The sequence below is a fragment of the Bacillus sp. AR4-2 genome, from assembly GCF_008274865.1.
GTDB classification, from domain to species: domain Bacteria; phylum Bacillota; class Bacilli; order Bacillales; family Bacillaceae_G; genus Bacillus_A; species Bacillus_A cereus.
In genome coordinates, this window is record NZ_CP031062.1 from 4,252,143 (window position 1) to 4,277,738 (window position 25,596).

Consider the following 25,596-nt stretch of genomic DNA (forward strand, 5'->3'; position numbering starts at 1 on the left):
ACACTCACTTCCTTATTTCGCCTTTACCCTTGAAACGGGAATATAAATAATTTGCCCCGTATTTAAAAATATATCTTCTGTTTGATTGACACGGTATAAATTTTGTACAGACGTTTCATAACGGTCTGCAATAGATTCAATTGTATCCCCTTCTTGCACGAAATACATTCTTAACTTTGTAAATTCTTCTTCCGGTTCTTTCGTAAATAGTTTTGTTAAATAAAGCGCATTTTCATCTCGCTGTGAGTACTCTTCTTCTTGTTCTTCCTGCTTTTTCGCTTTTTCTTTCTTGAAATCTTTTCGTCCGAACAGTTCAAATTGCGGCGTTGTTTCTTGCTCCTCTTCACGTTCCACAAATTCATGTTCTTCTATTTTCTCTTCTTCTAATTCCTGCTCTTTTCTTTCCTCTAATTGGAACGGTTCAAACGCGTAATCTTCCCACTCATCTGATTCCTTATATGCTGGTTCTTCTACATGCGGCGCCGGTCTATTTTCATCCTCTTGCGCTGAATCTTCTTCTAACTCAGCATACACCGTTTCTTCCTCTTCAACTTCATCCTCGCTTCTCTCTTCATCACACAAACCGGTAATAGATATATCCGCTAATAATTGTAAGCAACCATTTTCCTTTAATTCATAATCAAATTCCTCGATTGATACATATAGCTCTTCAATTACTTTCACTCGATTTCTCGGAATTGATATTTCAAGTGGAAAGGAATGAACAAGTTCATTAACCCCATCTTCTCTTGTTTCTACATAATCAATTGACTTTGCTGGCGATAGTTCTCTTAATGAATACGCGGAATCATCTTTTCGTGCAACATACTCTCCCGTTAAATCTAATTGTCCTCTCACGATTACTTCATGATCAAGCTCTTCTATCTCAACGTCTGGATCTAACGAAATTGACAAAAGTTCTTCGACTTCCTGTCCTTTTTGGAACCACACAGATTCTTTTAATGAAAATCGTAATGAATGATCTGTAGCCACTTCTTTTCCCCCTCCCAAACTATATGTCATTACAGATTTATGTGTGGGAAGCTTACTTTATGAATAAAAAAAATCGCTCCCCTTATGGAGAGCGATTTTCTCTAATACACTACGCTTTTAATTTTGACATTGCAATTTCAGCTGCTGCAATCGTCGCTTCAATATCTGCATCACTATGTGCTGTCGATAAGAATAAACCTTCGAATTGAGATGGTGGTAAGAATACACCTTGTTCTACCATTTCACGATAGTAAGCCGCAAAGAATTCTAAGTTTGAAGATTTTGCTGCATCGTAATTAATAACGGGTTCATCTGTAAAGAAAATACCAATCATAGAGCCTGCACGGTTAATATGATGCGGAATGCCATGTTTTTCAGCTGCTTTACGTAATCCAGCTTCTAACATTTCAGCTTTACGCTCAAATTCTACATATGATTCTGGCGTTAACTGTACTAACGTTTCATAACCTGCCGCCATTGCAAGTGGGTTACCTGATAAAGTACCAGCTTGGTAAATCGGTCCGCTTGGCGCAACTTGGCGCATAATTTCCGCTTTACCACCGTATGCTCCTACCGGTAAACCACCACCGATTACTTTACCTAGGCATGTTAAATCAGGCGTTACGCCATAATAACCTTGGCCACAATTATAAGCTACTCGGAACCCTGTCATTACTTCATCAAAAATAAGCAATGCACCGTTTTCTTCTGTTACTTCACGAAGACCTTCTAAAAATCCAGGCTGCGGAGGAACAACCCCCATATTTCCTGCTACTGGTTCTACAATTACACAAGCAATATCATCACCGAATTGTTCAAACGCGTATTTTACGCTTTCTAAATCGTTATAAGCTACTGTAATCGTATTTTTCGCTACACCTTCTGGTACACCAGGACTATCTGGTAAACCTAAAGTCGCCACACCAGAACCAGCTTTAATTAATAACGAATCACCATGACCGTGGTAACAACCAATAAATTTCAAGATTTTATTACGACCTGTATAACCACGAGCTAAACGTAGTGCACTCATTGTTGCTTCCGTTCCAGAGTTAACCATACGCACAATCTCAATTGATGGCACGCGCTCAATAACAAGTTTTGCTAATTTATTTTCAATTTCTGTTGGTGCACCGAAGCTTGTACCTCTTTCAGCAACAGATTTTAACGCTTCTACAACACGATCATTTGCATGACCATGAATTAAAGGACCCCATGATAATACGTAGTCGATGTATTCATTCCCATCGATATCATATACTTTAGAGCCTTTTCCACGCTCCATAAACAACGGATTCATCCCAACAGACTTAAAGGCACGAACCGGGCTATTTACGCCACCAGGCATTAAGTCTTGCGCCTCTTCAAACGCTGCAATTGACTTATCAAACTTTTTCATTATTTAGCGCCTCCTTCTTGTAACCATCTTGCTGCATCTTTTGCATGATACGTAATAATTAAATCTGCCCCTGCACGTTTCATACTAATTAATTTTTCAAGAACAACTTCTTTTTCATTAATCCAACCATTTTGCGCTGCCGCTTTAATCATCGAATATTCACCACTTACATTATAAGCGACAACTGGTAAATTAAAGTTATTTTTCACATCACGAACGATATCTAAGTAAGAAAGAGCTGGTTTTACGATTAAGAAATCTGCACCTTCCATTACATCTGATTCTGCTTCACGGAATGCTTCCATACGGTTTGCCGGATCCATTTGATATGTTTTACGGTCACCAAATTGCGGTGCACCGTGCGCAGCATCACGGAATGGTCCATAAAATGCTGATGAATATTTCACAGCGTACGACATAACTGGCACGTGTCCAAAACCATTTTCGTCTAATGCATGACGAATTGCTGTTACGAAGCCGTCCATCATGTTTGATGGCGCAATAATATCCGCTCCTGCTTTCGCTTGACTTACAGCTGTTTTCGCAAGAACTGCAAGAGACTCGTCATTTAAAATAATCCCATCTTCAATTACACCGCAATGACCATGGCTTGTAAATTGACATAAACATGTGTCTGCAACTACTACTAGCTCAGGGAAATCACCTTTAATTTGCTGAATAGCACGTTGTACAATTCCATGATCACAATATGCTGATGATCCAACTTCATCCTTTTCAGCAGGTAAACCAAATACAATAACAGAACGAATACCTAAATCAACAACTTCTTGCATTTCAGCTTGCAATAAATCTAAAGACATTTGATATACGCCCGGCATAGAAGGAACTTCATTACGAACATTTTCACCTTCTAATACAAAAATAGGGTAAATAAAATCTTCCGTATGTAAAAACGTTTCACGCACAAGTGCACGCATGCCCCCGCTTTGTCTTAAACGACGATGACGATTAAATTGTAAAGAGTTCATAGATTTCTATCCCCATTCTTTCATTTTATAGATTCACAAACATATTGTAGTAATGCTTCTACAGTGTACTCTTTCGGCACAATAACAGACGGAAAATAAAGACTTGCCTCTTTTTCCGTAATAGGTCCTATACAAGCAATTGTACATTTTTTTGTCCATTCTCTCCAGTTTGTACCCTCAAGTAAACGAACAAAACTAGTAACAGTTGAAGGGCTCGTAAATGTAATAATGTCTACTTTCCCTAACTTCAATGCTGCTATAAGTTCTTGCTTTTTTTCTATATTCACTTTCGTACCGTATACGATTAGCTCATCTAGAGAAATACCAATTTCCCGAAGTGCAACCGGAATTACCTCTCTTGCTAAATTCCCTTTCGGAAATAAAATACGTTCGTTTCCACTTAATTCTTTTAGAAACTCTTCTGCAAATGCTTCTGCAACAAATGAAGTCGGAACAAAATGAACTTGATAGCCCCTTTTTTCTAACTCTAATTTTGTTTTCACACCTACCGCAGCGATTTTAATGGTTAGCGGTAGTTTCTTTTTTAAACTATCTAGAAAAAAAGCTACACCATTTCTGCTCGTAAAAATAACCCAGTCGTATGAATGTAGCTGCTCTTCAATATGTTGAATTTGCCTATGAGACATACCTTCCATACGCAAAAGCGGAATTTCCAATGGAATTCCGCTCTTTTCTTTCACTGCCACACTCATTTGTTTCGCTTGATGCTGGGCACGTGTAATCAATACCGTTTTTCCAGCGAGAGCGTTCATATTTATTGTTGCTCCTTATTTGCAGCAAGAATGAGTTCTTTGGCGCCTTGTTTAATTAAACGGTCCGCGGCCTCTAACCCTACTTCCTCAGGATTAGTACCCACTACTGTCTCTTTTAATAAAACAGAGCCATCCATAGAGCCGACAAGAGCTGTTAATTCGATTGCATCGTTTTCTGTAAGGGTTGCATATCCAGCAATTGGAACTTGGCATCCACCTTCAAGTTTATGAAGAAATACTCGCTCCGCTGCCACTGTTCTTTCTGTTATCGTATCATTAATATGCGCTAACAACTGCAATAAATCCTTATCATCCTCACGACACTCAATCGCTAATGCACCTTGTCCTACAGCAGGTACACATAACGTATCATCTAAATGTTCTGTAATAACATCATTATCCCAGCCCATTCTTTGTAATCCAGCTGTCGCTAAAATAATCGCATCGTAATCTTCTTCTTTTAATTTACGTAAACGTGTATCGATATTCCCGCGAATCCACTTCACTTGTAAATCTGGTCTCGCAGCGAGTAGCTGTGCACTACGTCTTAAACTACTCGTACCTAAAATAGCACCTTCCGCTAACTCTTTAAACGATGCTCCATTTTTTGAGATAAAAGCATCACGAGGGTCAACACGCTTTGGTGTACAGCCAATCATTAAACCTTCTGGAAGTACAGCTGGCATATCTTTCATACTATGTACAGCCATATCGATTTCTTTCGTAAGTAACGCATGCTCAATTTCTTTAACGAACAAGCCTTTTCCGCCTACTTTTGAAAGAGTAACATCTAAAATAACATCACCTTTTGTGACAATTTCTTTCACTTCAAATTCATATGGTAGACCTAGGGCTTTTAACTGATCAATAAACCAGTTTGTTTGCGTTAATGCTAGTTTACTCTTTCGTGATCCTACAATAATTTTGCGCATAATTCTCTCTCCTCATTATAAATACCAAAAGTGGAAATTGGACAAACTGCTTAATAGAAAAATGTTTACTAGCATTACGAGAAACGATCCGATATTCCACTGTACAATTTTCTTACCTTGCAACACATCTGCCGCTCGTAAATATAAACCTGTGCAATACACAAATAGAACGACAAAAGATCCGATTACTTTCGTATCATACCAATGGAAATTATCCAATTTTGTATATCCCCATATACATCCTAATAAAATTGCTAGTAAGAAAAATGGAACAGAAAATAAATTTAATCCGTAAGACATAGATTCTAGCTTCGGTAAATTCCCTAACCTTCTTAATCTCGCATTCCATTTTTTCTTTTTTAATAGGCGATATTGCAATAAATACATAATAGAAAAAATGAACGATACAGTAAACGTTGCGTAAGAAATAATTGCCATACCGACATGCACGTATACAAGTTCTGAAACTAATTGTTCCGCAAGTACTGGCGACATCTTTCCGAGCGGTGTAAAAATAGAAAAAGCGCTTACGCCAAATGCTACAACATTTGTAAAAAAGACTAAAAAGTCAATTCTCATAAATCGATTAATAACTAACGACATCGTAATCAATAACCAAACATAAAAATAAATCCCTGATAATAAAGTTAAAATAGGATTCGTTTCTGAATCTGTAGCTCTAAGCAACATAAAAATAGACTGCAGGACCCATACAATCGCAAGTAACCAAAAAGCAAATCGGTTCGCCTTTCGGTTACTTTGGAAATAATCTATAAAATATAAACTAATGCTACAAGCATATAAAATAATTGCAATATGATAAATAATACTGTTATTTAAAAAACTCATCCGATCATCCTTCCAAATTATAAAGATGGAACGGATGGTGTCCACACTCTTTTATGTTCTACTTCTTCCGCACGACTCTCTACTTCTTCCGTTTCTAAATCAAAAATCTTTGCAAATAACGCTAATTTTTCGCTCGCTCCCTCTTCAGCAGCTATTTCTTTCGCTACTAAAATTGGGTCTTTTAATAATTGATTAATAATACTTTTCGTATGCTTACTAATAACTTTTTTCTCACGATCACTAAGGTTTGGTATTTTTCGCTCTAGGCTTACCATCGTTTCACTTTGGATTGCAAGTGCCTTATCACGAAGAGCTGATATTAATGGAACAACACCAAGTGTACTTAACCACGTTTTAAATAGAACAATTTCCTCTTCAATCATAAATTGAATTTTCTCTGCCTCTTTCAAACGCTCAGCACGGTTTGCCTCCACTACTCCTTGTAAATCATCAATATCATACAAGAAAGAACCTTCTAGCTCATCAATCGCTGGATCAATATCACGCGGCACTGCAATGTCAACCATAAATAATGGACGACCAGAGCGCATTTTCTCCACCTTTGTCATCATCTCTTTCGTAATGACATACTCAGATGCACCAGTTGAACTAATTAAAATATCTGCTTCTAATAATGCACATTGTAATTCGCTTAACGATTTTGCATGTCCCATATATTTCTCAGCCATTACTTCTGCTTTCGAAAGCGTCCTATTCATAACTGTTACTTTACGAGCACCACTTCCATATAAGTTTTGTAGTGCAAGTTCGCCCATTTTACCAGCACCAAGAATAAGCACATGACAATCTGTTAACTCGCCAAATATTTTCTTTCCAAGCTCAACAGCAGCATAACTAACAGACATCGCACTTTCACCAATTGTTGTTTCTGAGTGGGCACGTTTTGCTAATGTAATGACTTGCTTAAACAATTCATTAAAAATTGTGCCTGTTGCTTTAACTTGTTGCGCTTCTAAAAAGCTATCTTTTATTTGACCTAAAATCTGTGTTTCTCCGACTACCATTGAATCTAAACCGCACGTTACGCGGAATAAATGATCTATTGCGCCATCTTGTTCAAAAATAGTTAAATATGGCGCGACTTCTTCTATTTCAAGCTGAAACCAATCAGCTAAAAACTTCTTAATATAATACCGTCCCGTGTGTAATTGATCGACAACAGCATAAATCTCAGTGCGATTACAAGTTGATACAATGACATTCTCTAACACGCTCTTTTGATTTTGTAATGTAGTCATCGCTCGCTCTAGTTCTGCTGCCTGAAATGTGAGTTTCTCACGAAATTCTACAGGGGCTGTTCGATAATTTACACTAACAACAAGAATATGCACGCAGCATGTCCCCCTTCACCCGTTTTATCACTTTATCTACTATCATAATACAACTTTCCTCTTATGAATCTGACAATCGTGTGAACAACCGATTATTTTTTAATTATTCTCCGTATGTAATAAAGGAGATTCAGTAACACTAATAAAAAAAATTCTACTTTATAATGATTATAAATTAATAACTCTATTTGTACGTTACCAAAAAAAGCCCTCATAATCAAGTGATGGAAACTATTCCATATAAATTATAACATCATCTTCCCTATCTTCTTTCATCATGAAGGAAAATATGTATGATTGTTCCAAAATGTAACAAAGACTTTCTCAATACAATGTATTTGACATTGCATTTCTTTTTCGTTATATTAGTTTTACAAAATTAAATTGTGCACAACTTAATTAGAAGGGAGTTATTTATGACAGAAGACTCTTTGCATCTAGATAACCAACTTTGTTTTTCTATTTACGCCTGCTCTAGAGAGGTTACTCGTTTTTATCGACCTTATTTAGAAGAAATGGGTATTACGTATCCCCAGTACATTACTTTACTCGTACTATGGGAGCAAGATGGACTAACAGTAAAAGAAATTGGAGAACGTCTATTTTTAGATTCTGGTACGTTAACACCTATGTTAAAACGTATGGAATCATTAAAACTTGTAAAACGTGTTCGTTCCAAAGAAGACGAGCGAAAAGTTTGTATTGAATTAACAGAACAGGGCAAAGATTTAAAGGAAAAGGCTTGTTCATTACCGACAACGATGGCTACAAACTTAGGAATTACAGAGCAAGAATATCGCTCTTTATTAATTCAACTAAATAAACTGATTGACACAATGAAAACAATTAATGATGGAAAAGGGGAATAAATATGGATAAATTATATACTGCTTCAGTAACAGCAACAGGTGGAAGAAATGGGAAAGTAGTTTCAGATGATGGCATATTAAATCTTGATGTAAAAATGCCGAAAGCACTAGGTGGTGCAGGCGGAGAAGCAACAAATCCAGAACAACTATTTGCAGCTGGTTATGCAGCTTGTTTCGATAGTGCATTACAACTTGTCATTCGTACAAAACGTGTGAAAGTAGAAAGTACAGAAGTAACTGCTCACGTTTCTATCGGAAAAGATACAGATGGTGGTTTCGGCCTATCTGCTGTACTTGATGTACATGTGGCTGGCGTTTCACATAGCGAAGCACAAGAACTTGTGGAAGCGGCTCACGGTGTATGTCCTTACTCGAAAGCAACACGAGGAAATATTGAAGTTACATTAAACGTACGCTAAAAAATTTAGCAAAACAAAAACGCGCGACATTCGTCACGCGTTTTTTGTTTTTGTAAATTTATGAATTGCTTTCCACGCTTCTTCTTTTCCAAGTCCTGTTTCAGAAGAGAATAGAACAATTTCATCGCCAATTTCAACAGCAAGCGTTTCTTTTACAACTTTTAAATGCTTTTGCCATTTCCCTTTCGGAATTTTATCGGCTTTCGTCGCAATAATAATTGTTGGGATTTCATAATGCTTTAAGAAATCATACATCATCACGTCATCACTTGTTGGTTGGTGACGTAAATCAACTACTAATACAGCTGCGTCTAATTGTTCACGCGTTGTAAAGTACGTTTCAATCATTTTCCCCCATGCAGCGCGCTCCGATTTAGATACTTTCGCATATCCATAACCTGGAACGTCAACAAAGTGCATCATCTCATTGATTAAGAAAAAGTTCAGCGTTTGCGTTTTTCCTGGTTTAGAAGAAATACGTACTAACTTTTTACGATTTAAAATTTTATTAATAAAGGAAGACTTCCCCACATTTGAACGACCTGCTAATGCAATTTCTGGTAAATCACTGTCTGGATATTGTTCTGGTTTAACAGCACTAATTACAATATCTGCTTTTGTTACTTTCATTGTTTCACTCCTACTAATGCGTGCTCCAATACTTCATCTAAATGAGATGCAAGCACAAACGTAAGGTTTTCTTTTACGCTCTCTGGAATATCATCTAAATCTTTCTCGTTTTCTGCTGGCAAAATAATTTTTGTTAAGCCTGCGCGGTGAGCACTTAATGTTTTTTCTTTTAAACCACCAATTGGTAATACACGACCACGAAGTGTAATTTCACCTGTCATACCCACTTCTTTACTTACAGGAATACCTGTTAGCGCAGAAATAAGTGCCGTTGCCATCGTAATACCTGCTGACGGTCCGTCTTTTGGAACTGCTCCTTCTGGAACGTGAATATGAATATCATTTTTCTCATGGAAATTCGGATCGATCTGAAGCTCTTCTGCACGAGAACGTATATAACTAAACGCAGCTTGTGCTGATTCTTTCATAACATCCCCAAGTTTCCCTGTTAAAATTAGTTTCCCTTTTCCTGGCGCTACAGAAACTTCAATGGCAAGTGTATCGCCGCCTGCTGCTGTGTAAGCTAGACCTGTTGCCATACCAACTTGGTCTGTTTTTTCAGCTTGCCCATAACGGAATATGTGTTTACCAAGTAAATCAACAATCTTTTTCTCTGTCACAACGATACGTTTACGTTCTGCTGTAACGATAATCTTCGCTACTTTACGGCAAACTTTTGCAATTTGGCGCTCTAGCGTACGAACACCAGCCTCACGTGTATAATAACGAATAATCTCAAGCAGCGCTTCATCACGCACTTGTAAATTACCTTTTCGTAAGCCATGTTCTTTTAATTGTTTCGGCAATAAATGCTCACGAGCAATGTGTACTTTTTCAAGTTCTGTATAGCCAGCAATCGAAATGATTTCCATACGGTCAAGTAATGGACCTGGAATACTTGAAAGTGTATTAGCAGTTGCTACAAACATAACTTTTGATAGATCATATGGCTCTTCAATGTAATGATCACTGAAGTTATGGTTTTGTTCTGGATCTAATACTTCAAGTAATGCCGCTGATGGATCTCCACGGAAATCGTTAGACATTTTATCAATCTCATCTAATAAGAAGACTGGATTAACTGTTTTCGCCTTTTTCATACCTTGAATAATGCGTCCTGGCATTGCTCCAACATATGTACGGCGGTGACCACGAATTTCAGATTCATCACGCACACCACCAAGAGATACACGGACGAAGTTACGATTCAATGATGTTGCAATTGAACGCGCTAACGAAGTTTTGCCGACCCCAGGAGGGCCTACTAAACAAAGGATAGGTCCTTTTAATGAATTCGTTAACTTCTGTACAGCTAAATATTCAAGTACACGCTCTTTCACTTTTTCAAGACCGTAATGATCGTTATTTAAAATCTCTTCCGAATGAGCAAGATCAATTATATCTTCTGTTGCCTCTGTCCACGGAAGCGCTAATAACCAATCAATATAATTGCGAATAACACCACTCTCCGCAGAACTTGCTGGTAACTTTTCATAACGATCTAATTCTTTCAGCGCAGCCTTCATTGTTTCTTCCGGCATTCCTGACTGTTCAATTTTCTCACGAAGTTCTTCTACTTCTCCGCCCTTGCCTTCTTTGTCGCCAAGTTCAGTTTGAATCGCCTTCATTTGCTCACGTAAGAAATATTCTTTTTGCGTGCGCTCCATGGAACGTTTCACTTTTTGCCCAATTTTCTTTTCTAGGCTAAGTAACTCTTGTTCATCTTGAATAATTGAAATAAGTGTTTGTAATCGTTCTTTTACAGATACAATCTCTAGAATCTCTTGTTTCTGCTTCGTTTTAATCGGCAAGTGAGAAGCAATTAAATCAGCTAATCTCCCTGGTTCTTCCACATCAGCTACCGTTGCAAATGTTTCATTTGAAACTTTTTTCGAGACTTTAATATATTGTTCGAAATGCTCCAGTAACGTACGCATAAAAGCTTTCTCTTCTAAATCATCTTCTACTTCTTCAGTTACCGTTTTAATAGACACTTGTACTACATTTTCTTCTTCGATAAACTCTATTACTTCTGCTCTATGTAAACCTTCCACAAGGACACGAAGCGTACCGTTCGGCAATTTTAACATTTGCTTCACTTTCGCCACCGTACCTACACTATATATGTCATCTTCTTTCGGATCATCGATATTCATTTCTTTTTGCATTGCTAAAAAGATGATATTTTCATCCATTGCCGCCTGCTCTAGTGCTTGTATCGATTTATCACGTCCTACATCAAGATGCAAAACCATCGTTGGATATACGAGAACGCCTCTTAATGGTAGGAGGGGCACGATTCTTTCGTTCGTATTCATACTAGACATAGCACCTCCATAATAAATTAAACTCCTGTTCAACTATTTTATATTACAATACACCTAGATGCAATTGCTGAGATTCCGCGCAATTGTAAATAGCTTGTTTTTCTACCTCACGAAAAGAAAAAAGACTCCGATTAAGCATACAAACTTAAACGAAGTCTGGCAAATTTTATTATTGTTTATTTTTACATAGATTGTGCATCTGTTTCGTCTACGTGAGTATGTACATCTAGCTCTCTATGCATATTTTCTTGCATAAACGTTAACTCAAATACTTCTTTTAACTTACGGACAGGAATAATTTCAATTCCCTTGATCGTATACAAAAATGGTTGCATATTTTCAGCAGGAATAATGACTTTCTTAGCTCCCGCTTTTTTCGCAGCTTTTATTTTTGCGTACACGCCACCAATAGGTTTTACTTCTCCGTGTATACTTATTTCCCCTGTCATCGCTACTTCATTATTTACATACGTGCGGTGCACCGCAGAATATACACCTGTTGCCATAGCGATTCCTGCAGAAGGTCCATCAATTGGGATACCACCTGGAAAATTAATATGTATATCATATCCTTCTGGCAACACATCTAAAGAACGAAGTACTGTTAATACATTATCAACAGAGCCTTTCGCCATACTTTTACGACGAATCGATTTCGTTTGACTACCAATACTTTCTTCTTCCACAATTCCGGTAACATTTACCGATCCTTTATCTTTCGCCTTGATTGCTGTTACTTCAATTTCTAATAACGCACCTGTATTTGGTCCGTATACAGCAAGACCATTTACAAGACCAATCCTTGGAATCGGATAAATGTGCTTTTCATATTTCGGTGTAAGCTGACTTGAGTGAACAACCCACTCTATATCTTCATCCTTAATGAAAGAACGTTCTTCATTTATCGCCATACCAGCAGAGATTTGCACGAGATTAATCGCTTCTCGTCCATTCCTTGCATACATCCCGATCATTTCAATACCATTTTCACCTATTTGCATTTCCACTTTTTCCGCGGCATTTTTCGCTACTTTTTGAATTTCTTCCGTATCTAATTCACGGAAAAATACTTCTAAGCAACGTGACCGAATAGCAGGAGGAATTTCCTCTGGCGAACGTGTCGTTGCTCCAACTAAGCGAAAATCTGCCGGTAAGCCTTTTTGGAAAATATCATGTATATATGTTGGGATCATCGTATTTTCTTCACTATAGTACGCACTTTCTAAAAATACTTTTCGATCTTCTAACACCTTTAACATTTTATTCATTTGAATCGGATGGAGCTCGCCAATCTCATCAATAAACAAAATACCACCATGTGCATCTGTTACAGCACCTTTTTTCGGTTGCGGAATACCTGCTTGCCCCATCGCCCCAGCACCTTGATAAATCGGATCATGCACCGAACCTATTAAAGGGTCTGCGATACCACGTTCATCAAACCGAGCTGTTGTCGCATCAAGTTCAATAAATGTTGCATTCGTACGAAATGGAGATTTAGGATTTCGTTTCGCTTCTTCTAATACAAGACGTGCTGCCGCTGTTTTCCCAACACCTGGCGGGCCATATATGATTACATGTTGCGGATTCGGACCACAAAGAGCCGCTTTTAACGACTTAATTCCGTCCTCTTGCCCTACAATATCTAAAAAGGTTGTAGGACGCACCTTTTCTGCTAGCGGCTCTGTTAAAGAAATCTCACGCATTTTACGAAGCTGTTCTAATTCTTTTTTCGATTCTCGATCAATTGAAACTTTTTGTGTTCGTTGATTTCGAAGTAAATGCCAGAAATACAATCCGACAATTACACCAAAAACAAGTTGAACAACTAAAAATATATTTGTCCAGCTCATTATTTATTTCCTCCCGCAATATTTTATCTCTTAGTATTTCCGCGGAGGAACGTAGCTAAACATAAAGAAAAACAGCAATTATAAAAATTGCTGTTTCCCTTTCGCATTATGCAGATGTTTTTGTATCAAGTACAGTACCGTCTTGTAACACCAATTTTGGCGGCTCATTATCAGCTACTGTTTCTTTTGTAAGAATACACTTCTCGATATCTTTACGAGATGGAAGTTCGAACATTACATCAAGCATTAAGCCTTCAATAATAGAACGAAGTCCACGAGCACCCGTTTTACGTTCAATTGCTTTTTTCGCAATTTCGATTAGTGCACCTTCTTCAAACTCTAACTCAACATCGTCAAGCTCCAATAATTTTTGGAATTGCTTAACAAGTGCATTTTTCGGTTTCGTTAAAATATCAACAAGAGCATCTTCATCAAGTGGCTCTAGGTTCGCAATAACTGGAAGACGACCGATAAACTCTGGAATTAAACCAAATCTTAAAAGATCCTCTGGTAATACGTGAGATAAAACATGCTTCTCATTTACATCAGCATTTTTCTTCTCAGAACCAAATCCAATTACTTTTTCACCAAGGCGACGTTTAATAATCGGCTCAATGCCATCAAACGCTCCACCACAAATGAATAAGATGTTCGTTGTATCAATTTGAATAAACTCTTGGTGCGGATGCTTACGACCACCTTGAGGTGGAACGCTTGCTACAGTACCTTCTAAAATTTTCAGAAGTGCCTGCTGCACACCTTCACCAGATACATCACGTGTAATTGATGGATTTTCGGACTTACGTGCCACTTTATCAATCTCATCAATATAAATAATTCCTTTTTCCGCTTTCTCTACATCATAATCAGCTGCTTGAATTAATTTTAGTAAGATATTTTCTACATCTTCCCCAACATATCCAGCTTCTGTTAAAGATGTTGCGTCCGCGATTGCAAATGGAACATTTAAAATACGCGCTAAAGTTTGTGCCAGTAATGTTTTACCACTACCTGTTGGCCCGATAAGTGCGATATTACTCTTCGCTAATTCTACATCATCAATTTTGCTGTTAGAATTAATGCGTTTGTAATGGTTATATACCGCTACCGCTAGTGCTTTTTTCGCGCTATCTTGCCCGATGACATACTCATCTAAGATTTCACGAATTTCTACCGGTTTCGGTACATCTTTGAATTCTACTTCTTCGTCCTTCGCAAGCTCCTCTTGTACAATTTCAGTACAAAGTTCGATACACTCGTCACAAATGTAAACACCTGGACCTGCCACTAACTTTCGAACTTGCGTTTGTGTTTTACCACAGAAAGAACATTTTAATTGCCCTTTTTCATCATTAAATTTAAACATATTTTCACACCCCTTACAAAGTGCTAACCTCTTGCCTTCGTATGTACACGATAAATGTATCGTATGTAAATACATATTATGTCACTACGTGGCGAGAAATACAAATAATATGACTAGTTATGTACAAATAAAAAATTTTTAAAACTTTTGAAATATGTATATTCGACTTGTAAAGGAACTTTTCCTTCTCCATCGAAAAGTTTTATAAATATATTTCTATATTTATAAAACAAGGCACGATTTTAATCGTGCCTTGTTATTTTATTATGCAGCGTTTTCTACTAAGAAGTCTACAGCTTTACGCACTTTAAGATCTTCAGCTAAAGCGTCTACGCTTCCAAGAGCTTGCTTGATAGCGTCTACTGGCATACCGTACATTTCAGCCATTTTTTCAACTTCTGCAGTTACTTCTTCTTCAGTAACTTCGATGTTTTCAGCTTCAATGATAGCTTCAAGAACAAGATTGATTCTTACACGTTTTTGTGCATCTTCTTTCATTTGCTCTTTTAATTTGTCAGCATCAGTACCTGTGAATTGGTAGTAAAGCTCAAGGTTCATACCTTGTTGGCTTAAACGTTGCTCGAATTCACGAACCATACGATCTAACTCAGTGTTGATCATAGCTTCTGGAATTTCGATTTCAGCGTTAGCAGCAGCTAATTCTACTACTTCGTCACGTACTTTGTGCTCAGCTTCGTGCTTTTTGCCTTCTTCTAAGTTTGTGCGAAGTTTTGCTTTTAATTCATCAAGAGTTGCAACCGCTTCGTCTGCTTCTTTAGCGAACTCGTCGTTTAACTCAGGAAGTTCTTTGGTTTTGATTTCGTGAATTGTTACTTTGAATGTTGCTGGTTTGCCAGCTAATTCAGCAGCATGGTACTCTTCTGGGAATGATACTTCAACGTCTTTAGACTCACCAGATTTAAGACCGATTACTTGCTCTTCGAAACCTGGGATGAATGTACCAGAACCGATTGCTAGAGAGTAGTTTTCGCCTTTTCCGCCTTCAAATGCTTCGCCATCAACGAAACCTTCGAAGTCGATTACAGCTGTATCACCGTTTTCAACAGTTCCTTCTTCTTTAACAACTAGTTCAGCTTGACGTTCTTGTAAAGATTTTAATTCGTTCTCTACATCTTCGTCAGTTACAGTTGTTTCAACTTTTTCTACTGCTAAACCTTTGTACTCACCTAATTTAACTTCAGGTTTCACTGTAACTTTTGCAGTGAAGATAAGGTTAGCATTTTTTTCGAACTTCTCGATGTCGATTTCAGGATGATCAACTGGGAAGATACCAGCTTCTTCAATCGCTTCACCGTATGCTTTTGGTAAAATGATATCTAAAGCATCTTGGTATAAAGATTCAATACCAAAGCGTTGTTCGAATAATGGACGAGGCATTTTTCCTTTACGGAAACCTGGTACGTTAATTGTTTTTACTACTTTTTTGAACGCAGCGTCGATAGAGTTGTTTACTTCTTTAGCATCAACTTCGATTGTTAAAACGCCAACGTTACCTTCTAATTTTTCCCATTTTGTAGACATTTATTCTTTCCCTCCAACTATAATAATGTATGCACATACCTCTATAGATTAAGATCTTCATTATCTCTTTTTTGAAATAACAAATACACAAATAATCCTCTAGCAAAAGCTTTCAGATATAATGTTCCAATCTACTAATTGCCCAGAAGACAACTACGGTATATTTTGTTCGAGAATAATATGAAACATATTAAGTAAGAGAATTACACTTCTCTTCTCTTACAAACAGGCAGTTTTCTGCCTTTTGCAACCCTTACATTATAACATAGAATATGCTCGTTTCAAGAACTGAACGATTCTTTTTCATAATTATACGGGCAAATATCCTTCTCTTTCAACACGTAATAACCATTGATAGGCAATATGAAACTCTTCCAATTCGATATTGTATGCTGCCATAAGCTCTTCTTCATCAATAGCCAATCCGAAACGCTTTCTTCCAATTCTCTCTAAAACAGCTGACCAAATCTCTTCTTTATCCATTAATAGAGCGAATGGGAAAATGCTAATTTGCAATTCTTTCCAATATGTAACCATCGCTTCAAATATATCGGGATAATTTTGCTCTAATCGACTTGATAATTTATGTATAATGTTATTGGATTGCTCCTCATTATGACCTGTAAATGCTGGAATTACCTTAATCGTATTCCCAAACTTTTCTACCTCTATTTCCTCTTCTACCTGACTTTCTATCATTTTATACAAAATAGAAGTTTTCAAATAGGGGTGTTGCTCTTCATCTATTAAAAATTTCTTTAAAATAGGTAATGCAAGATCTAAGTCTTTTAATGAAAGTCGCTGAATCGCTCTTAGCTTCTGTCCAAAGTTTTCTCCAAAAATTTCATTAGTAAACTCATTCAACTCAAAATTTGAATCCACTAGCGATGCGTCTCCCTCATTTAGCATACCTTCTGCAAATAAAGCAAGCTGCGCTAATTTTTCCTTTTGATCAGGCATTATATCTTTCGTTTGTAAAACCTTTTCAACAGTTTCAATAACACCTTCATAATCATTTGTTTGAACTAAAATAGTCACGTACGTTTCAAGAATATCACCAAATAAGACAACTCCTGTTTTAAGCAACTGTTCACATTTGTCTTTCGCTTCTTCCATACGTTTTAATTCGAGTAAACAAATAACTGAAGCTAATTCCGTTTGTTCCGTTTCCGCATTATACTGACGTAATATTTCAAAGCAGCGCAATGCATCTTCGAACTTCCGCTCTTTCAACGCTAAAAAACCTTCATCAATATAGCGCTCTGATAGCTGCGGAAACAATACGACCGTATTTTCTTTTTTATCCATACGTCCGCCTCTTTTTCTTGATTTTAATTATGTTCAAAGTAAATATATCAAATGCGTAATGAGAACACAACATCCCCAAATTATTTGTTTGAAATATGAAAATATTTAATTTTTACATTCCAATACGAATAAATCTCTACTAAAAATTAAAATTGTACAAATAAAAATCCCCAGCAACAAACGCAGAGGATTCATCATTAATGGAAAGCTTTTATAATTGTGGGGTATATTACAAGGGTAATAATTTGGAGAACAATAATTGCCATAACAATCATGCTAAAATAGAAGATTGGCTTACTTCGCTTCATTAAAAACATAATAATAAGCATCGTACAAGCAAACAAACTTAAGAAGAACAAACTTGTTGTCGAACTAAGTATACCACTTGGGACAAAGAACAATAACACTACACTACAAGTACCTATAATTCCAAATAACCATTCCATTCATTCACTCATTCCCTTTCCCTCTCATGGCTGTTTTCTCTAAGCAATCAAATGTTTCACAACATCAACTACATACGTTAATTTCTCATACGCTACAAATCCAAAAGCAACCGTTAAGCCCGTTACAACTAATCCTTTCATCATTTCTGCCTCCTCGTTTTATCGTTGTTATCTTCATTATAAAAGATTAGCAATTTGTTACCATCGAACTACCTTACAGTTACCTTACAGAATTGTAAGATTTCAAAAGAGGATAGAAAAACACCTCACATAGCTTGAGGTGCTTTCACGGAATTTCTCTATAATCACTTGCAAAATTAACTTTTTTCTCTTGGTTATTTTTCGAAGAATCCAATCTTAAACTAATAGATTTACTAAATAATTTAGGATCAAAATAATTATTCATTACTTTTCTTAACTTACCTTCAGATATTTTCGTATTACAAGAAAACAAAGGATGAAAATCATGTTAATATATTTTTGTACAATTAAGAATTTAATTTACAAGGGGGATTATATATGTTTAAAAAAATGGCCGCAGATGTATTAGGACTAAGCGATGTAGGTTCTGTTATTACACCTAAAGACTATGATAAGGTCGATGCCGATGATTATGTAATGCATGAAGATGGGGAGAAAATTTACTTTCTAATTAAATCGAAATCAGATGAATATTGCTTCACAAACAAAGGGTTAATTCACTTAGACGGTACAAGCGCAACAAGTAAAAAACGTACACTACGCCGCTTTAGTTATAGTAAATATCAAATTAAAAACGTAGCACTTGAAACTGCAGGAACGATTGATTTAGATGTAGAAATTAAGTTTCAAATGGGCGATGAACATTACTCAATTGATGTTCATAAAAAACATATTGAAGAATTAAAAGATTTATATAAGGCTTTACTTAAAATCGAAGAAATTTCATACGACAACGATATTACATTACAATATGCACATAAAAGTTTAGATATGGCATCTAATGCCTTTAGCCGCATTTCAAACGCACAAGTAAATTTAGCAGAGCAATTTAAAGAAATGAACGAGATTGCCTTTAACTGGCTTGTTGATACGAAGAAACAATATAATGTGAAAGATTATGGTTTTGTATTTGAGAAGTTTATTAATAACTAAACAGAAAACCTTGTTATCAAAAGATAACAAGGTTTTTGTAGCGTACCAGGAGAGATTCGAGCTCCCGCTCCGCCCATTTCCGTACTATTTTATATATTTTGATCGCAGTCTTAATATATCTTCTCCTTCGCGAATGCCTGCCGATCCCTTCCTCACATTTTTTACGATAGTCCAATTCGGGTTAGTTTCATCACCGATGTTCTGTACTGTAAAATTGCCATCACCATATTTTCGGTGACCTTCTGCCAATTTCTCCGTTAAATCGTTCTCATTTGATCTCGCCATCTTTGCGCCATCTCCCTTTTTTATACGACCTTCTTAAACCATCTAACCAATCACAGGTCCAGTCAATTGGAGATTCTCGTTTTCCGCTTCTATTAATTGTAACACACTCACAGGGATAAGTTCCGATAACTGCTGCTCAATCGTACTAGAATGGTAAAGAGTTTTATAATATTGTAAGTAAACAATTAAGAGAATCTGGATATGGATTTGAGTTCCATCATAAACCTATTGATTCTTTAAATTAAATAAGAGGAATAGGGCGCATAAATGGTCCTCTTTTTATTTAAGAAAAAGAAGTACATATGCAACTGCTTAATATCAAAGGAAAGGTCGCAAATATTAAGCATGAACTACACTTATAACCCAAACAAAAAACCTTGTTATCAAAAGATAACAAGGTTTTTTTAGCGTCCCAGGAGAGATTCGAACTCCCGACCGTACGCTTAGAAGGCGTATGCTCTATCCGGCTGAGCTACTGGGACATGGAGCGGGTGAAGAGAATCGAACTCTCGACCAGAGCTTGGAAGGCTCTTGTTTTACCACTAAACTACACCCGCATATGTTATTTTCTTTTCTTCGTTAGCGCCGTTGCCCTATCGACAATATTTATTATATGTATAACCACACATAAAGTCAACACCTTTTTTAAAAGAGGATAAATTTTCTTATCCTCTTTTAAAAACTGCCTGTTCAACTAGTTGTCCGTCTAACGTTTCAAAACGAACTTCCATTTGATTTTCATCCATTTCTAATAAAGCAAATGTCTTTTCTACACGCTGACGTGGTAATAAAATACTGCCTGGATTAATAAATAAAACGCCCTCGATTAATTCCGCACCTAATACGTGAGAATGTCCGAAGCATGCAACTTGTGCTCCCACTTCTTCAGCATGGTACGCTAGCGTTTGTAATGTCATTTTCACATTATGGCGATGTCCATGCACAACTAAGAAGCGAATTCCATCTACATCAGTTACAATTTCATCTTGAAAGTTAGCATAATCACAGTTTCCTTTTACAACATGGAAACCTTGCAGTTCTTCATGAGCAGATGTTAGCTCTGAATCACCGCAATGAATCATGATATCTACTTTCCCTTCATACTTCTCTTTCAACTGCTGTAATTCCTTCACAGAGCTATGACTATCGCTTACGATTAAAGCTTTCATCATTCTCTCTCCCTTATTCTCCTAAAAACCATTCCGGGATTTTTTCTTCTAACTTACGAAGAGCACGTCCGCGGTGACTAATAGCATTTTTTTCATCTGAACTTAATTCCGCCATTGCTTTTTTGTACTCTTCCACATAAAAGATCGGATCGTATCCAAAGCCATTTTCTCCGCGGCGTTGTTCTAAAATAAATCCTTCACATGTCCCGTTTACAATGACAGGCTTTTTATCACCTTCAGGGAAAGCTACTGCTAATGCACAGTAGAAGCGAGCTTTACGCTTATCAAACGGTATTTCATTTAATTCTTGTAAAACTTTATCAATATTCGCTTGATCATCTTTTGGCTCTCCAGCAAAACGAGCTGAATACACGCCTGGTTTCCCGTTTAACGCATCTACAATAAGACCTGAATCATCCGCAATTACAATTGCATTCAACTGTCTACTCAAACTATCCGCTTTTAAGATCGCATTTTCTTCAAATGTTTCACCAGTTTCTTCGACTTCTTCAATATGAGGAAAATCGTGTAATGATTTCACTTCTAAATCAAATCGCTCAAATAACTCAGCAAATTCACGTACTTTCCCCATATTTTTTGTCGCTACAACAACTTGTTTCATACTTTCCACCTCTACTCTATATGAGATACGATGTCACCTAACGCTTCTTTTTGCATATCAATCAGTTGGAAAATGCCTTGTTCTGCTGCATCAAGTAATTCATTTAACTGCGCTCTACTAAACGTCGCTTCTTCTCCAGTTCCTTGCACTTCAACGAACTGACCTTTTCCAGTCATAATTACATTCATATCAACGTCTGCTTTAGAATCTTCTGCATAGTTTAAATCTAAAACAACACCTTGCTCTTCAACAATTCCTACTGATGTTGCTGCTAAATAATCTTTTACTGGAATTTTAGATACTTTTTCTGCTTGTAATAATTTCTCGAAAGCTAATACCATCGCTACATATGCACCTGTAATAGAAGCTGTTCTCGTTCCACCATCTGCTTGGATGACATCACAGTCAATCCAAACTGTTCTCTCGCCAAGCGCTTCTAAATCAACTACCGCACGTAATGCTCGTCCTATTAAGCGCTGGATTTCCATTGTACGTCCTGTTACTTTCCCTTTGCTTGACTCCCTAATTGTACGTTGTTCTGTCGCACGTGGAATCATCGCATATTCAGCTGTTACCCAGCCCTTTCCTTCTCCACGCATAAATGGCGGGACACGCTCTTCAATTGTCGCTGAGCAAATTACCTTTGTATCCCCAACCTCAATTAACACTGATCCTTCTGGATGTTTTAAATAATTCGTATGAATATGTATATGGCGTAATTCTGTTTTCTCTCTACCATCTACTCGCATAAAAATAACCTCCTCATAACTACTTGTTAGTATAGCCAAATTTAAATGTATGATATGTATACAATAAAAGCAGAGGAACCCAAAAAGCAATTCCTCTTTCTTACTTAAGTATATCAAATTATTGACGATTAAAAACTACCTGTATTCACGTTTTCTGGACGATCTACAGGTTTTATTAACTTTCCGCCCTTTTCATCTATAAGATTTGCTTTTCCATTCACTTCAATAGAAATATTTTTCACACCTTTCTTTTCTGTTAAAGATAAAACTAACGACTTCAATACGTAATTTGAGATCATATTTTTATCTGGGTTTACAAATATATTTTCATTAAAGTTTAATGTAAGATTTCCGTCTTGTAATTTCGGATTCGTAATAAGCTTAACGCCTGGATTAAAATCATTCAGGAGCGATTGATGGATCGGACCTTTTACAAGTTCATCTATAATTGTTGCATAGTCATTTTCTTTACCTTCCGCAACGCGGCGTGTGACTGGTACGTAGTATTGCTGTTTATTATTATTTTGCGCCATAAAATACAGTGTGACTGGTTTTGTATTTGTTACATCTGCTACTTGTTCATCATCGAAGTTAATACCATTTGCACGGCTCACTCCTTCACCAAGCGGTGTACCACCAACCGGCATCTTTGCCAATTTCTCACCATTTATTTGGAACTGCACTTGTTTTATCTCTGTAAATTGCGTCAACGTCCAAGCTATAGATTCAACGATTTGACGCTCTTCTTCTTTCGCATAGTTTTTCATTTCTTTAGAGAAATCAATAACTGCCGTTCCGTCCTTTTTCAAATCTAAGGTCATCGTTGTATTCGCCGGAATGACTGCACGAAACCCATTCGGTAATAAATTCGTTACCGGTCCATCTTTCACAAGGTATTCTAACGTTTGCTTCACAGTCTCATTTGCTTTCGGAGTAGGTATAGCTAACGTTTGTGGTACAACATAACCATTTTTATCAACAAGGTATAGTTCTCTATTTACCATTTGCCCTTGCTTATCTTTTTTAGCTACTTCTTTCTTCCCACCCTCTGTATACGTAACTTGTTTTGGCGGATCAATTTGTTCAGTTGCTTTCTCTTGATTTATAAAGCCACACCCTGTTAGTAAAACAGCACTCACAGTAGCACCAACAACCCATTTAAAAGTGGATTTAGGCATGCCATTCCCCCCTAAAATCTAAGTTTGTACTATTATGTATACGAGCTGTTTCACGTTTTAGAACAAGCTGCGCCTCTTATAAATTGAAACTTTAATCAACAGGGGTCTTACTCCCCAGCAAATAGCAAGATAAAACAAAAACTCCTGATTTCTCAGGAGCTCACTTATATAAATTCTACTATTATTCTTTTTCTAAATGAATATGCTTCACATTTTCAATCGGTTGACCGAACCATTTGGATGCAATTTCTTTAAACAAGCCTATTTTTCCTGTTGTTAAGAAGAGATGATCGCTTTGTTCTTCTCCTTCATTCAACATTTTACTATGATATAAGATTGTACTGACTTCACGTGCTGTTTCATCACCAGAACTAATTAGTTGCACTTTATCTCCCATTACTTTTTTAATAACAGGTCCTAAAATCGGATAATGTGTACACCCTAATATAAGTGTATCAATATCGGTACTTTTCAGTGGTTGCAGCGTTTCTCTTACAACTTCATACGCCATTTCACTTTCGAAATTCCCACTCTCTACAAGTTCAACGAAAGGTGGACAAGCTAAACTTTCTACCATAACACGGTTATTAATAGACTTTAACGCCTCTTCGTATGCACCACTTTTCACCGTTCCAATCGTTCCAATAATCCCAACGTGATACGTGTTTGTCACTTTTAAAGCTGTACGTGATCCTGGGTGAATAACTCCTACTACTGGAATTGGTAATTGTTTTTGCATCTCTTCTAATACAACTGCAGTTGCTGTATTACACGCAATAACTAACATTTTAATATTTAAATCTAGTAAATGCTCCGTCATTTCCCACGTAAATTGACGTACTTCTTCTCGAGAACGTGGACCATAAGGACAACGTGCTGTATCTCCTAAATATATGATACGCTCTTTCGGCAACTGACGAATTAATTCCTTTGCTACTGTTAAACCGCCAACTCCTGAATCGATAACACCGATTGCTCTATTCAACTTCATCACCCGTTTTCTCATTCATCATCTTTTATGCTTATCATTATATTTTACACACTTTAAGTTCGCTCACTTCAAATGCTTCTGTATGAAAATTTTCATTTTCCCATGTATAGACTAGGACCTTTTTTATTTTGCTCCTTTTTTTCGTAATTTGCAAGATAGAAAAATAACCGACCTTCTATAAGAAAGTCGGTTTCTTCTATATAAAGTGCATATTCATTGCTCCATCTTTTTTTGAAAAGAAGACATTCCCGTTAATAAGAAGAAATGAGCAGAAATTAAAATGACGATAATTTATTTACAGCCCTTTTTATAGCCTTACCTATTTCCACGCTAGACTGTGGATTTTGTCCTGTAATTAAATGACCATCTACTACTACATGCGGCGTAAAATTGGGGGCTACATAAAACAAAGCTCCTTCTTCTTTCAACTTACTTTCTAGCAAAAACGGAACGCGCTTTTCTAAATGTACAGCTCTTTCTTCATCGTTTGTATAACCTGTTATACGCTTACCCGCAACAAAAAACGAGCCATCCTTATTTTTCACACCGACTAAAGAGCTTACTCCGTGACAAACAGCCGCTACAATCCGGTTATTGTTATACATATTCTCAATCAAATTTGCTACATATGGATTACCTGGAAAATCTACAATCGCCCCGTGCCCACCACCAAATAAAACCGCATCATAATCCGAAAAATGAACATTTGAAATCGGCCTCGTATTTTGCAATAAAGAAGCTACATGCTTGAATTCGCGAGGTATACCATTCGGAATAGACACTCTATCTATAGGTACTCTCCCACCTTTTATTGACACAATATCAACATCAAACTTAGCCTTTTTTAATACATGATAAGGAGCTGCGAGCTCTTCAAGCCACAAACCAGTCGGGTGTCCATTCATATCATGAGCACTTGTTGAAACTAACAGTATCCTTTTCAACATATCCCCTCCTTATTACCTATTTATGTATGAAACGTTTTTATCATTCATATAGCAAGTGAAGCAAACAAAAAAATAGCCGACTTTTATATAAAAGTCGGCTGCTTTCTTATAATTCGAGCTCTCCCATACGAAGAAGCTCCACAACTGCTTGTGAACGTCCTTTAACCCCTAGCTTTTGCATTGCGTTTGAGATGTGGTTGCGAACTGTCTTTTCACTTATAAAAAGTTCACCTGCAATTTCCTTCGTTGTTTTATCTTGAACCAGCAATTCAAATACTTCTCTCTCTCTCTTTGTGAGTAAAGGTTTAGATTGATACGCTTTTTCCTTCAACTGGTATAACCCTCCTTGCTTAAGCCAGAGCTGTGTATGTGTAAGTTGGGTGTTTATTTAGTCAAGATATTGTATGAACGAAATGTGCAGGTGGTGAATGAAAATGGGCTTTATTTCCTATGTTATTTTAGACTTTTATACAG

The 25,596-nt window shown here is 36.9% G+C and carries 25 protein-coding genes, 2 tRNA genes and 1 pseudogene; 4 read left to right on the forward strand and 24 right to left on the reverse strand.

Annotated elements, in window-relative coordinates:
* Positions 1-12: 12 nt before the first annotated feature.
* From spoVID to hemA, 7 genes are all read right to left on the reverse strand, one after another.
* Positions 13-1,023, reverse strand: coding sequence for a stage VI sporulation protein D (gene spoVID / locus DN399_RS21960; RefSeq protein ID WP_002024850.1), 1,011 nt, complete (start codon positions 1,021-1,023; stop codon positions 13-15).
* A gap of 79 nt (positions 1,024-1,102) precedes the next feature.
* Positions 1,103-2,392, reverse strand: a complete 1,290-nt coding sequence (gene hemL, locus DN399_RS21965; protein ID WP_000712937.1) for a glutamate-1-semialdehyde 2,1-aminomutase — start codon at positions 2,390-2,392, stop codon at positions 1,103-1,105.
* Positions 2,392-3,381 carry a porphobilinogen synthase gene (gene hemB, locus DN399_RS21970; protein ID WP_001087065.1) on the reverse strand — a complete coding sequence of 330 codons (990 nt, stop codon included), beginning with the start codon at positions 3,379-3,381 and terminating at the stop codon, positions 2,392-2,394. Before hemB ends, hemL begins: the two co-directional genes overlap by 1 nt.
* A 20-nt stretch (positions 3,382-3,401) precedes the next feature.
* The gene (hemD, locus tag DN399_RS21975) at positions 3,402-4,154 is read right to left on the reverse strand and encodes a uroporphyrinogen-III synthase (RefSeq protein ID WP_149149933.1); all 753 of its coding nucleotides are present in this window, start codon (positions 4,152-4,154) and stop codon (positions 3,402-3,404) included.
* A gap of 2 nt (positions 4,155-4,156) precedes the next feature.
* Positions 4,157-5,086 carry a hydroxymethylbilane synthase gene (gene hemC / locus DN399_RS21980; protein ID WP_001226407.1) on the reverse strand — a complete coding sequence of 310 codons (930 nt, stop codon included), beginning with the start codon at positions 5,084-5,086 and terminating at the stop codon, positions 4,157-4,159.
* Positions 5,087-5,101: 15 nt separating this feature from the next.
* The gene (locus DN399_RS21985; RefSeq protein WP_000008991.1) at positions 5,102-5,935 is read right to left on the reverse strand and encodes a cytochrome c biogenesis protein; all 834 of its coding nucleotides are present in this window, start codon (positions 5,933-5,935) and stop codon (positions 5,102-5,104) included.
* 17 nt (positions 5,936-5,952) lie between these two features.
* On the reverse strand, positions 5,953-7,287 hold the full coding sequence (gene hemA / locus DN399_RS21990) for a glutamyl-tRNA reductase (protein WP_000547868.1): 1,335 nt from the start codon (positions 7,285-7,287) through the stop codon (positions 5,953-5,955).
* Between the two features lie 416 nt (positions 7,288-7,703).
* Between hemA and DN399_RS21995 the strand changes: the two genes are divergently transcribed.
* The gene (locus DN399_RS21995; protein WP_000133916.1) at positions 7,704-8,156 is read left to right on the forward strand and encodes a MarR family winged helix-turn-helix transcriptional regulator; all 453 of its coding nucleotides are present in this window, start codon (positions 7,704-7,706) and stop codon (positions 8,154-8,156) included.
* Between the two features lie 2 nt (positions 8,157-8,158).
* Positions 8,159-8,575 (forward strand): organic hydroperoxide resistance protein, encoded by a 417-nt coding sequence (locus DN399_RS22000; protein ID WP_000359781.1) that lies wholly within the window; start codon positions 8,159-8,161, stop codon positions 8,573-8,575.
* Positions 8,576-8,608: 33 nt separating this feature from the next.
* Here the strand turns inward: DN399_RS22000 and ysxC are convergent, their stop codons facing one another.
* From ysxC to DN399_RS22035, 7 genes are all read right to left on the reverse strand, one after another.
* Positions 8,609-9,205 carry a ribosome biogenesis GTP-binding protein YsxC gene (gene ysxC, locus DN399_RS22005; RefSeq protein ID WP_000869116.1) on the reverse strand — a complete coding sequence of 199 codons (597 nt, stop codon included), beginning with the start codon at positions 9,203-9,205 and terminating at the stop codon, positions 8,609-8,611.
* The gene (gene lon, locus DN399_RS22010; protein WP_000097285.1) at positions 9,202-11,532 is read right to left on the reverse strand and encodes an endopeptidase La; all 2,331 of its coding nucleotides are present in this window, start codon (positions 11,530-11,532) and stop codon (positions 9,202-9,204) included. The genes ysxC and lon overlap by 4 nt, the downstream gene beginning before the upstream one ends.
* A gap of 182 nt (positions 11,533-11,714) precedes the next feature.
* Positions 11,715-13,385 carry an ATP-dependent protease LonB gene (gene lonB / locus DN399_RS22015; protein ID WP_000119170.1) on the reverse strand — a complete coding sequence of 557 codons (1,671 nt, stop codon included), beginning with the start codon at positions 13,383-13,385 and terminating at the stop codon, positions 11,715-11,717.
* Positions 13,386-13,491: 106 nt separating this feature from the next.
* Complete coding sequence (gene clpX, locus DN399_RS22020; RefSeq protein WP_000472289.1) at positions 13,492-14,751, reverse strand: ATP-dependent protease ATP-binding subunit ClpX; 1,260 nt, start codon at positions 14,749-14,751, stop codon at positions 13,492-13,494.
* Positions 14,752-15,015: 264 nt separating this feature from the next.
* Positions 15,016-16,293, reverse strand: a complete 1,278-nt coding sequence (tig, locus tag DN399_RS22025) for a trigger factor (protein WP_000105215.1) — start codon at positions 16,291-16,293, stop codon at positions 15,016-15,018.
* A gap of 309 nt (positions 16,294-16,602) precedes the next feature.
* A complete protein-coding gene (locus DN399_RS22030; RefSeq protein ID WP_006921228.1) occupies positions 16,603-17,601 on the reverse strand; it encodes a hypothetical protein in 999 nt (332 codons plus the stop codon).
* A gap of 197 nt (positions 17,602-17,798) precedes the next feature.
* On the reverse strand, positions 17,799-18,047 hold the full coding sequence (locus DN399_RS22035) for a hypothetical protein (RefSeq protein WP_001983650.1): 249 nt from the start codon (positions 18,045-18,047) through the stop codon (positions 17,799-17,801).
* A gap of 519 nt (positions 18,048-18,566) precedes the next feature.
* On the opposite strand from DN399_RS22035, the gene DN399_RS22040 reads away from it, so the two are divergent.
* Complete coding sequence (locus tag DN399_RS22040; RefSeq protein ID WP_000473869.1) at positions 18,567-19,181, forward strand: PH domain-containing protein; 615 nt, start codon at positions 18,567-18,569, stop codon at positions 19,179-19,181.
* 84 nt (positions 19,182-19,265) lie between these two features.
* On the opposite strand, the gene DN399_RS22045 is transcribed toward DN399_RS22040, so the two are convergent.
* Positions 19,266-19,466, reverse strand: coding sequence for a hypothetical protein (locus DN399_RS22045; protein WP_000124459.1), 201 nt, complete (start codon positions 19,464-19,466; stop codon positions 19,266-19,268).
* Between the two features lie 152 nt (positions 19,467-19,618).
* Between DN399_RS22045 and DN399_RS28770 the strand changes: the two are divergent.
* Positions 19,619-19,711 (forward strand): annotated as a pseudogene (locus DN399_RS28770) (DUF6572 domain-containing protein); the annotation flags it as partial.
* A 163-nt stretch (positions 19,712-19,874) separates the two neighbouring features.
* Here the strand turns inward: DN399_RS28770 and DN399_RS22050 are convergent.
* The 9 genes from DN399_RS22050 to gerE all read right to left on the reverse strand — a co-directional run bounded on the left by DN399_RS22050 (position 19,875) and on the right by gerE (position 25,453).
* Positions 19,875-19,948, reverse strand: a tRNA-Arg gene (locus DN399_RS22050).
* A gap of 1 nt (position 19,949) precedes the next feature.
* Positions 19,950-20,023 (reverse strand) — tRNA-Gly (locus DN399_RS22055).
* A 108-nt stretch (positions 20,024-20,131) separates the two neighbouring features.
* Positions 20,132-20,635: a metallophosphoesterase gene (locus tag DN399_RS22060; protein WP_000645511.1), complete on the reverse strand. Its 504-nt coding sequence runs from the start codon at positions 20,633-20,635 to the stop codon at positions 20,132-20,134.
* Between the two features lie 13 nt (positions 20,636-20,648).
* Positions 20,649-21,257 (reverse strand): XTP/dITP diphosphatase, encoded by a 609-nt coding sequence (locus tag DN399_RS22065; protein ID WP_000815939.1) that lies wholly within the window; start codon positions 21,255-21,257, stop codon positions 20,649-20,651.
* 11 nt (positions 21,258-21,268) lie between these two features.
* On the reverse strand, positions 21,269-22,006 hold the full coding sequence (rph, locus tag DN399_RS22070; protein ID WP_001261765.1) for a ribonuclease PH: 738 nt from the start codon (positions 22,004-22,006) through the stop codon (positions 21,269-21,271).
* Positions 22,007-22,134: 128 nt separating this feature from the next.
* On the reverse strand, positions 22,135-23,184 hold the full coding sequence (gene gerM, locus DN399_RS22075; RefSeq protein ID WP_001126748.1) for a spore germination protein GerM: 1,050 nt from the start codon (positions 23,182-23,184) through the stop codon (positions 22,135-22,137).
* A gap of 181 nt (positions 23,185-23,365) precedes the next feature.
* On the reverse strand, positions 23,366-24,175 hold the full coding sequence (racE, locus tag DN399_RS22080) for a glutamate racemase (RefSeq protein ID WP_000774005.1): 810 nt from the start codon (positions 24,173-24,175) through the stop codon (positions 23,366-23,368).
* A 275-nt stretch (positions 24,176-24,450) separates the two neighbouring features.
* Complete coding sequence (locus DN399_RS22085) at positions 24,451-25,122, reverse strand: type 1 glutamine amidotransferase domain-containing protein (protein ID WP_149149934.1); 672 nt, start codon at positions 25,120-25,122, stop codon at positions 24,451-24,453.
* A 106-nt stretch (positions 25,123-25,228) separates the two neighbouring features.
* Positions 25,229-25,453 carry a spore germination transcription factor GerE gene (gerE, locus tag DN399_RS22090; RefSeq protein ID WP_000659484.1) on the reverse strand — a complete coding sequence of 75 codons (225 nt, stop codon included), beginning with the start codon at positions 25,451-25,453 and terminating at the stop codon, positions 25,229-25,231.
* Positions 25,454-25,596 lie beyond the last annotated feature (143 nt).